The following is a 9,254-nucleotide window of genomic DNA, read 5'->3' as shown; positions in this document are numbered from 1 at the left end:
CGGGCCGCTGCCGGGACGCGTGCTGCCACTGCTGTTCGTGCTGGGCGCGGCCACCGCGGCCGCGATAACCGCCGTGGCCGCGCTTGTCGCATGGCCGCTCTTGGGAGCCGCACCGCTGGCGGGCCTGCCGCTGGCCCGCCGCTGGGTGGACCACCGCTACGAGTCCCGCCTGGACCCCGGCGCGATCGGCATCACGATCCTGGGCGCCACCGTAGCCACGGCAGCCACCTGGGTCACTCTGCGGTAGTCCGACCGCGCAATTCAGCGGGCAGGGCGTCGATGAGGCGCATGACCTCGACCGGCAACGGGAAGATGAGCGTCGAGTTCCGCTCGGTGGCGACCTCCGACATGGTGGACAGCACGCGCAGCTGGATGGCCGCGGGATGGGCTTCCAGCACAGCGGCCGCGTCCTTGAGCGCCTCTGCCGCTTGCAGTTCCCCCTGCGCGTGGATGACTTTGGCCCGCCGCTCGCGTTCCGCCTCCGCCTGCTTGGCGATGGCGCGGCGCATGGTTTCGGGCAACTCGACCTCCTTGACCTCCACCAAGGTGACCTTCACGCCCCACGGGCTGGTGACCTCGTCCACGACGTGCTGCAGCCGCTGGTTGATGTCGTCGCGCCGGGTGAGCAGGTCGTCCAGATCGACCTGCCCCACGACACTGCGCAGTGTCGTCTGTGCGATCTGCGAGGTACCGGCATTGAAATCCTCAATGGCCACAACGGACAGCACCGCGTCCACCACATTGAAGTAGGTCACCGCGTTCACGTTGACGGTAACGTTGTCCCGGGTGATGACGTCCTGCTTCGGGATCTCTCGGGTCACGGTCCGAAGCGACACGCGCACCATCCGGTCGACCACCGGGATGAGGAAGAACAGGCCCGGTCCCTTGGCGCCGATCACCCGGCCGAGCCGGAACACCACACCACGCTCGTATTCGCGCAACACCCGCACCGACGCCGCGAACAGCGCCAGCACCACGATGGCCGCGAGGATGAAGCCGATGGCTGTGCTACTCATGGGCCGCCTCCTGAACCGGCTCGACGATCAGGTCGAGCCCTTGCATGTCAACGACTCGCACGGTCTGCCCCACGCTCAGCTCGTGTCCGGGGCTGCGGGTGTTCCACCATGCGCCTTCCAGCAACACGCGACCCAGTTCCCCATCCACCCGCCTGACCACCGCCTCGCGCCCGACGAGCAGACTCTGCCCGGTGATCGGCGGCCGGCCCCGTGCCTTCCACACCAGGCGCCCCGCAAGCACCGACCCCGCTGCCACGACCAGAACCATGGGCAGCAGCATCGCGAGGCTCACCCGCAACGGGCCCTGGAACAGCAGCAGCCCACCGACGAGCACGCATATCGCACCCGTCACGGCGAAGACCGCCGTCCCGGGCGCATACAACTCGGCCACGAAAAGCGCCATGCCCAGCAGGACAAGCGCGATGCCCGCGATGTTGATCGGCAGCACGCTCAGGCTCACGAAGCTCAGCGTCAGCAGGATGACGCCCACGATCCCGCTGACCATGTGGCCCGGATTGGCCAGCTCATAGATGAGCGCCAACGTGCCAAGCGACATGAACAGCAGGGCCAGATTCGGGTCGGCCAGCAACTGCAGCAGCCACCGGAACGGGCCCAGCTCGTGGTCGACGATCGCGGCGTCGCGCGTATGCAGGGTGACCCGCGACCCGTCCGCGAGGGTCACGTCGCGCCCGTCCAGCGCCGCCAGCAGGGCCGCACGATCACCCGCAACGAGGTCGATCGCCTGGAGTTGCAACGCTTCCTCGGCCGTGGCGGCCCGGCCCGAGCGCACGGTCTGCTCGGCGAAGTCCACGTTTCGGCCGCGCTCGCTCGCCACCGACCGCGCGAACGCCGCCGCGTCGTTGATCACCTTGTCGCTGATCTCGCCGCCCTGCAGGTCGACCGGCGTGGCCGCGCCGATCGTCGTGCCCGGCGCCATCGCCGCGACGTGGGCGGACAGGGTGATCAACGCACCCGCGGAGGCGCCCCGCGCGCCGGGCGGGGTTATGTGTACGACGACCGGTACCCGGCTGGCGAGGAACGCCTGAATGATCTTGCGCATGGACGCGTCGAGCCCACCGGGCGTGTCCAGCTCCACGAGGTACGCCCGATAGCCCTGCGCGGCCTGCACGCCCGCCGTGAGGTGGTCGGCGATGACCGGCGTGATGGGCCCGGCGACCCGTGTGACCAGGACGGCGTTGCCGGGCGGCGGCGCAGCACCGAGCGCGGGAAGCCCGGCGGTTGTCACAATCGCCCAGAAGAGAACAAACGCCGCCGCCATCGCGCGGCCTCGCCGGGACATCACCTCTCCCGAGTCGTCGGATGCGCTCCTTCCACCATCATGAACCTCGATCCCGCTAGAACACCAGCGCTACCGCCGTGCTCACCGCGAAACCCGCGACCAGCAGGGCCCGGATCAGGCGCTCGTGCTCGATGAAGGCCAGATCCCAGGTGTTGTCGTCGCTGTAGAGCAGGTTGCCCGTGGTCATCGCCGACCGCCCGAGCCCGAAGCCCACACCCGCCAACACCGCCGCCAGCGGGCCCGCCCACAGCGCGATCATGAGCGCGGCCGCGTGCGGGAGCGCACTCGGGGTGTAGGTGCGCAGGCTGGTCCCCATCTCGAAGCCGAATTGGAGCGGACCGAACACGCGCCCATGCCGGTGCACGTGCTCCGGCACGAGCCGCTTGTTTTGCGGCAGCCAGAACCGCAGCACTCCAAACTCCCGCAGCACCAGCAAAACCATGGCACCCACGAGCACCCACCGCCACACGGCGGGCGGTGCGGCAAGCCGGATCAGCGATCCGGCCAACAACAATCCCATCGCGGTGGTCAACGCGCCGAGCAGCAGCCCGCCGCAGAAGGACCATCGCGCACCCACGCCTCGCCAGACCGGCGAGTTCAGTATGACAGCCGAGTTGCGGCTTCAAACCGAACCGCTGGTGGCGAAACCGGCCGTCGCGCCAAGGAAAAACCATGGCAGCGGTACCAGAAGGGAAAGCGCGGCAAGGCACCCGGCGATCGTCACCGGGTGCCAGACGCGCGTCGCGAGCCTCATACCTTGGCCCGGCAGATGGTCAGATACGGCCCGAAGCACTTGTTGTCCGAAACCCGGAAAACCAGGCTGTTGCCGTCCGAACACCGCCATGTCTTGCCGTCACTGGTCGTCCAGCGCCACGCGTTGCGCGACGGACTGCCGCACACGTCCGAGCGCGGCGTCATGTGCCAGCACCACTTGTTGTCGGCCGACCTGGCCCACGTGCTGCGGTGCCATCCGGCCGAGGAGCACCAGTTCCACCCGCGATAAGACCCGCCGTAGCAAGCGGGCTGCGCCGAGACGTAGATGCCGTGCGTGTCGGACTGTGGCGTGTAGTTGATGCCGCCGCAGCCGTCGTGGCCCTTGAGCCCGCCCGGCCCGGTCTCGGCCCACGCGACCTTCGTCTTGCCCGCGAACGGAAGCGCGAGCGCCGTCGCGCCGAGCGTCAGCCCGGCGTAGCCGACCGCCTTCAAGAACGAGCGCCGGTGCCGCGGCGCCGCGATCTCCGACAGCACGCTTGTCGGTTGTGGATTCGCGGGCGCCCGATCGGCGTCCACGATGTCGTCGAGTCTCAGCTTCATCCCAAACGCTCCAATACAGGCGTGCCCCATGACTGCAGTGCCTTGGCGACGTCACCGGGGTTGGTGGGCAGCGCGATGTCGGTCACCTGCCCATCGGCGTCGACCGCCATCAGCACGGGCGGTGACAGGTGGGCGAGACTGCGCCACGCCTCCGTGTCCACCCGCACGCGCAAATCCGTACCATCCCAAGGCTCGTAAGAAAGCAATGTGGACGATGGCGCCAGCGAGGCGAGCTCCCCCACCGCCACATGGCAAGCGTCGCAGGAAGCGTCCGCCGCGAGCACGACCCCGGAATATCCGGGGAGCCGCAGCCGGACTCCCCCGCGACCGGACGCCCGCAGCGACGCCAGCTCCGCTTGCAACTGGTTGACCCGGCGCAGCGTCGCCGCCAGTCCTAAGTAGACAATGATGAGCGCGACCCACGTGATGATGGTCGTGGCGATCCAGGGCGACATCGGATCACCTTTCCCAGCGCGGGTTGAGCTCATAGAGCCAGTCCAGCAGCTCCTCATCGGTCACGCGCGGGTGCGGGGTCTCGTGATACTCGGACGTGTCCGGGAAGATGACCTCCGCGATCGCCTGCGTCGTGCCGAGGATGTAAACGAACGTGTTGGCGCCCCGGCCCTCGCGGTCGGGCAGCTGCCCTTCGCTGCGCCAGACCTCACCGTACCGCGTAGGCGTCCCCTTGAACGGCGGGCGCATTTCCCACCCGTTCGCGTTGGAGGGCACCGTAACCGTGCCCCGACCGTCCACATAGACCGCCACGCCCTCCGAGGCCAGCGCCAGGTCGCCGCGCGGCAGGATGGTCATGCCCTCGGGCGAGTCCTCGAAGCTGAACTGCTCGAACAGCGAGATGACCTCCTCGCGCCGGGGCGGCGGGCCACCGTAGATGGTCACCACCTCGTGATAGCGATCGATGAGCGCCACGGAGGCGTTGACCCCCTGCTCGCCCGTCGCCACCCTGACCTCGCGCCCGTCCACCACGAACCGGTCGGTGATCCGGGCCGGCATCAGGCTCTCGTTGCCGGCCTGCTGGAATCCGAGCGGGCCGACCTGCAGGCCGCGCGCGAACTCCTTGCTCACAAACCGCGCCACCGTGGTGTAGCTGGACACCCGCGGTTCGTCGGGCAGCCCGAGGGCGAGGACGGTGCCGCTAGAGGCGCGCAGGAACACTTCCTGTGCCATAGCACATCCCCCTTCGTCGATTTGCGCCGAAGCGTAGCGGCGCGAGCCGTCGCCGAAGAAGGGCCGGTGACCGTCGGAAAGGAGTCGTTCAGTGGACCTGGACAGCCACCCCGGTATGTGCTTGCAGGTGTCCAATCACGACGCCACCGGGCACCTCACCTGCGACAAGCAGCCCGCCGGAGGTCTGCGCGTCGGCCAGCAGCAGCGCATCGAGCTCGTCAACCTTGTCGAGCTGCGCGTTGGGCCGGACCCAGTCGAGGTTTCGCCTGGTGCCACCGCTGATGTAGCCCGCCTCGGCCGCCTCCCGCGCACCGTCCACATAGGGCACATCAGCCGAGTTGATGACCACTGTCAATTTACTGGCACGAGCGAGCTTGTAGGCGTGCCCGAGGAGGCCGAACCCGGTGACGTCGGTCGCGCAGCGGATGCCCCGCTGCACCGCCGCCAGCGCCGCGTCGCGGTTGAGCGTCGTCATCACGTCGATCGCCTGCGGAAAGACCTCGCCGGTCGCCTTGTGCCGGCTGTTGAGCACGCCGATGCCCAGCGGCTTGGTCAGCGACAGCGGCGTGCCGGGCTCGCCCGCGTCCAGCGACATGATCTGCGCCGGGTTGACCAGGCCGGTCACGGCCATGCCGTATTTCGGCTCACCGTCGTCGATGCTGTGCCCGCCCGCGACCAGGCAGCCGGCTTCTTTGGCGACGTCGAGCCCGCCGCGCAGCACCTGCGCCGCGACCACCATGTCGATGACGCCGCGCGGCCACGCCAGCAGGTTGAGCGCGACCAGCGGCCGGCCACCCATCGCGTACACATCGGACAGTGCGTTGCACGCGGCGATCCGGCCCCAGTCGTAGGGATCGTCCACCACCGGGGTGAAGAAGTCGGTGGTCGCCACGATCGCGGTCGAATCGTCGAGCCGCACGACCGCCGCGTCGTCGCCGTTGGCCAGGCCCACGAGCAGGTCGGGCGAGTCGGCGCCGAGGCCGACGAGCACTGCCTCCAGCTCACCGGGCGGTAGTTTGCACGCGCATCCGCCACCCCGGGCAAACTGCGTCATTCGGATCGAGTCCACCCACCTAACATAGGCAGAATGGACGATCCCCGGCGAGCCATCCCCCGCGTGAATTCCATTTTGGACGATCCACGCTTCGCTGAGCCGCAGGGACGCCTCGGCCGTGCGCTGGTCCGGGCCCACGTCGGGGCCGTGCTGCAGCGCGTGCGCGGCGGCGAGCTACCTGTGGACAAGGCCCTGGAGACCGCCCTGGACACGCTGCCGAAGACTGCCGCGTCGCTGCGCAGGGTCATCAACGCGACCGGTGTCATCGTGCACACCAACCTCGGCCGGGCCCCGCTGTCGGAGGCCGCCAAGGCCGCGATGGTGGAGGCCGCCGGGCACACCGATGTCGAGTTTGACCTGACGACCGGGCAGCGCGCCGCCCGTGGCACCGCCGCCCTGGCCGCATTGGCCGAGCGGGTCCCCGAAGCCGAGGCCGTGCACGTCGTCAACAACAACGCGGCCGCGCTCGTCCTCGTGGCGCTCGCCCTCGCCCCCGGACGCGAGATCCTCATCTCCCGTGGCGAGTTCATCGAAATCGGCGCGGGCTTTCGCATCCCCGACCTCCTCGCGGCGGCCGGAGCGCGCATCCGCGAGGTCGGCATGACCAACCGCACCCGAACCGAAGACTACGCCGACGCCATCACCCCCGAAACCGCACTGATCCTCAAACTGCACCCCTCCAACTACTTCATCAAAGGCTTTTTCGAGGGTGTACCGGTTGAGCCCCTCGCGAAGCTGAACGTGCCGGTGGTGTACGACATCGGCTCCGGCCTGCTGGAACCGCATCCGCTCCTGCCGGACGAGCCCGACGCCCGCAGCGCACTGCGCGCCGGGGCCGCGCTCGTCACGGCCAGCGGCGACAAGCTGCTCGGCGGCCCGCAGGCGGGGATCGTGCTCGGCCGCGCCGAGCTGGTGGCGAAGCTGCGCAAACACCCGCTGGCAAGGGCGATGCGAGTCGACAAGACCACACTGGCCGCGCTGGAGGCCACGCTGCGCGGGCCACTCCCGCCCGTGCACGCCTGCCTGGAAGCCGACGTGCGAGGGCGCGCTGCTCAACTCGCGAAACGGCTACACGACCACGGCATCGACGCTCACGCGGTGCAAACCCTTGCGGCCGTTGGTGGTGGCGGTGCTCCCGACGTGGAGCTGCCGAGCTGGGCGGTGAGCCTGCCGGCCCGCTACGCCGAGCCGTTGCGCGGCGGCGACCCGCCTGTGGTCGGGCGTGTCGCGGGAGACCGCTGTCTGCTGGACCTGCGCGCGGTACAGTCCAAAGAGGACGACGAAATCTTCACGAGAGTGAGTGAGCTTGCCTGACCACGGTCACGAGCTCGTCCATGATGTCGGTGAGCGCGAAATCCTTGGGCGTGAACACGCGCGCCACGCCGCCTTCGCGCAAGAGCAAAGCGTCCCGCTCGGGAATGATGCCCCCGACGACGACCGGCACGTCCATCAGGCCCGCCTCACGCAGTCCGTTGAGGACGGCGGGCACGGCCCGCAGATGGGCGCCCGAGAGCACCGAAAGCCCGACGATGTCCACGTCCTCCTGCACGGCCGCCGCCACGATCTGCGCGGGTGTGAGCCGGATCCCTTGGTACACCACCTCGAAGCCCGCGTCGCGGGCCCGCACGGCGATCTGCTCGGCCCCGTTGGAGTGCCCGTCAAGGCCCGGCTTGCCCACGAGCAGGCGCAGGGCAGGCCGGCCCAGCTGATTCGCCGTGTCCCGCAAGCGCTCCCGCACATGCGAAAGCCCGCTGTCCGCGGCCACGGCCGCCGACGCGAGGCCAGTCGGCGCACGATATTCGCCGAACACCTCGCGCAGCGCGCCCGCCCACTCGCCCGTCGTCACTCCAACCTGGACACAGCGCAACGTGTGCGGCATCAGGTTTTCGTCCGTCCCGGCAGCGGCCTTCAACGCGGCGAGCGCCTCGGCAACGGAGCCAGGGTCGCGAGAAGCCCGCCACTCACGCACAGCCTCCGCAGCCGCGCGCTCCACGTTTGGGTCAATCTGCTCGATGGCGTCCGCACCGGCGCTCGTCAGCGGCGACGGCTCGGTCTCGGTGAACCGGTTGACGCCGACGACCACGTCGTCGCCCGCCTCCATCCGTCGGCGGCGCTTGGCCAGCGACGCGACAAGGGCACTCTTCAGATAGCCGGACTCGACCGCGGCCACCGCGCCGCCCATCTCCAGCACCTGATCGAGCTCTTTTCGTGCCCCCGCAACGATTTCGGACACCAGTCCCTCGACGACGACGGAACCCTCGAACAGGTCCGGGTACTCTAAAAGATCACTTTCGAAGGCGAGCACCTGCTGCAGCCGCAGCGACCACTGCTGATCCCACGGGCGGGGCAGGCCGAGCGCCTCATTCCACGCGGGCAGCTGCACGGCCCGCGCACGGGCGTCGCGGGAGAGCGTCACGCCCAGCATTTCGAGCACGATGCGCTGCACATTGTTCTCCGGTTGCGCCTCGGTCAGCCCCAGCGAGTTGACCTGCACGCCGTAGCGCAATCTCCGGTGGCGCGGATCCGCCACTCCGTATCGATCGCGGGTAATCTCGTCCCACAGCCGCCCGAACGCGCGCATCTTCGCCATCTCCTCGACGAAGCGCACACCCGCGTTGACAAAGAACGAGATGCGCTGCACGACATCGCCCATTTTGGACTGTGGCACCTGCCCGGAGTCGCGCACCCGGTCGAGCACGGCCACGGCGGTGGCGAGCGCGAACCCCACCTCCTGCACGGGCGTGGCCCCGGCCTCCTGCAGGTGGTAGGAACAGATGTTCACCGGGTTCCACTGTGGACAGTTCTGCACGGTCCAGGCGATGACATCGGTCGTCAACCTCAACGACGGCCCCGGCGGGAAAATGTAGGTCCCACGCGAGAGATATTCTTTGACAACATCATTTTGTGTGGTACCGGCCAAGCTCTCCAGCCGCGCGCCGTGCTCCTGCGCAACCGTGGCATAGAGCGCGAGCAACCACATCGCGGTCGCGTTGATGGTCATGCTCGTGTTGGCGCGCGCGAGATCGATACCGTCAAATAGAGCGCGCATGTCACCGGCATGCGCGACCGGCACGCCCACCCGGCCCACCTCGCCCGCGGCGAGCTCGTCATCGGGATCATAGCCGGTCTGCGTCGGCAGATCGAACGCCACCGACAGCCCGGTCTGGCCCTTGGCCAGGTTGCGCCGGAACAACGCATTGGTCGCCGCCGCGCTCGAATGCCCGGCGTATGTCCGCATGACCCACGGCCGGTCCCGCTCCGTAAGGCGAGGCTCCATGCCCCCGAGCATAAGTTACCGATCGTTAACTTGAGGCGTGAAAAACCCCATAATTTCAGCAGCGGGTGGGCCTGAGCGGAGCCAAACCCACAGGGCTAGCCGTGCGTT

The 9,254-nt window shown here is 68.7% G+C and carries 9 protein-coding genes and 1 pseudogene; 2 read left to right on the top strand and 8 right to left on the bottom strand.

The window, feature by feature from the left end:
• Positions 1–247 (top strand): annotated as a pseudogene (locus DM816_RS07525) (hypothetical protein); the annotation flags it as partial.
• Here DM816_RS07525 and DM816_RS07520 read toward each other — a convergent pair.
• From DM816_RS07520 to selD, 7 genes are all read right to left on the bottom strand, one after another.
• Complete coding sequence (locus DM816_RS07520) at positions 234–1,016, bottom strand: slipin family protein (RefSeq protein ID WP_117209418.1); 783 nt, start codon at positions 1,014–1,016, stop codon at positions 234–236. The pseudogene DM816_RS07525 and the gene DM816_RS07520 overlap by 14 nt on opposite strands.
• Positions 1,009–2,316, bottom strand: a complete 1,308-nt coding sequence (locus tag DM816_RS07515) for an NfeD family protein (protein WP_117209417.1) — start codon at positions 2,314–2,316, stop codon at positions 1,009–1,011. Before DM816_RS07515 ends, DM816_RS07520 begins: the two co-directional genes overlap by 8 nt.
• Before the next feature lie 55 nt (positions 2,317–2,371).
• Entirely contained in the window at positions 2,372–2,893 is a 522-nt protein-coding gene (locus tag DM816_RS07510) for a hypothetical protein (RefSeq protein WP_117209416.1), read from the bottom strand.
• Positions 2,894–3,066: 173 nt separating this feature from the next.
• Positions 3,067–3,630, bottom strand: coding sequence for a hypothetical protein (locus DM816_RS07505; protein ID WP_117209415.1), 564 nt, complete (start codon positions 3,628–3,630; stop codon positions 3,067–3,069).
• Positions 3,627–4,085 (bottom strand): hypothetical protein, encoded by a 459-nt coding sequence (locus tag DM816_RS07500; protein WP_117209414.1) that lies wholly within the window; start codon positions 4,083–4,085, stop codon positions 3,627–3,629. Before DM816_RS07500 ends, DM816_RS07505 begins: the two co-directional genes overlap by 4 nt.
• Before the next feature lie 4 nt (positions 4,086–4,089).
• Positions 4,090–4,815 (bottom strand): hypothetical protein, encoded by a 726-nt coding sequence (locus DM816_RS07495; protein ID WP_117209413.1) that lies wholly within the window; start codon positions 4,813–4,815, stop codon positions 4,090–4,092.
• An 88-nt stretch (positions 4,816–4,903) separates the two neighbouring features.
• Positions 4,904–5,869, bottom strand: coding sequence for a selenide, water dikinase SelD (gene selD / locus DM816_RS07490; protein WP_117209412.1), 966 nt, complete (start codon positions 5,867–5,869; stop codon positions 4,904–4,906).
• A gap of 33 nt (positions 5,870–5,902) precedes the next feature.
• Here selD and selA point away from each other — a divergent pair, with 33 nt between their 5' ends.
• Positions 5,903–7,183, top strand: coding sequence for an L-seryl-tRNA(Sec) selenium transferase (gene selA, locus DM816_RS07485; RefSeq protein WP_117209411.1), 1,281 nt, complete (start codon positions 5,903–5,905; stop codon positions 7,181–7,183).
• Here selA and DM816_RS07480 read toward each other — a convergent pair.
• Complete coding sequence (locus tag DM816_RS07480; protein ID WP_117209425.1) at positions 7,158–9,146, bottom strand: protein meaA; 1,989 nt, start codon at positions 9,144–9,146, stop codon at positions 7,158–7,160. The genes selA and DM816_RS07480 overlap by 26 nt on opposite strands.
• Between the last annotated feature and the right edge of the window lie 108 nt (positions 9,147–9,254).

Origin of the sequence: Allorhizocola rhizosphaerae (assembly GCF_003426775.1) — a bacterium.
Lineage (GTDB): Bacteria > Actinomycetota > Actinomycetes > Mycobacteriales > Micromonosporaceae > Allorhizocola > Allorhizocola rhizosphaerae.
The sequence above is the reverse complement of the archived record's forward strand: the minus strand, read 5'-3'. Positions and strand labels throughout refer to the sequence as shown.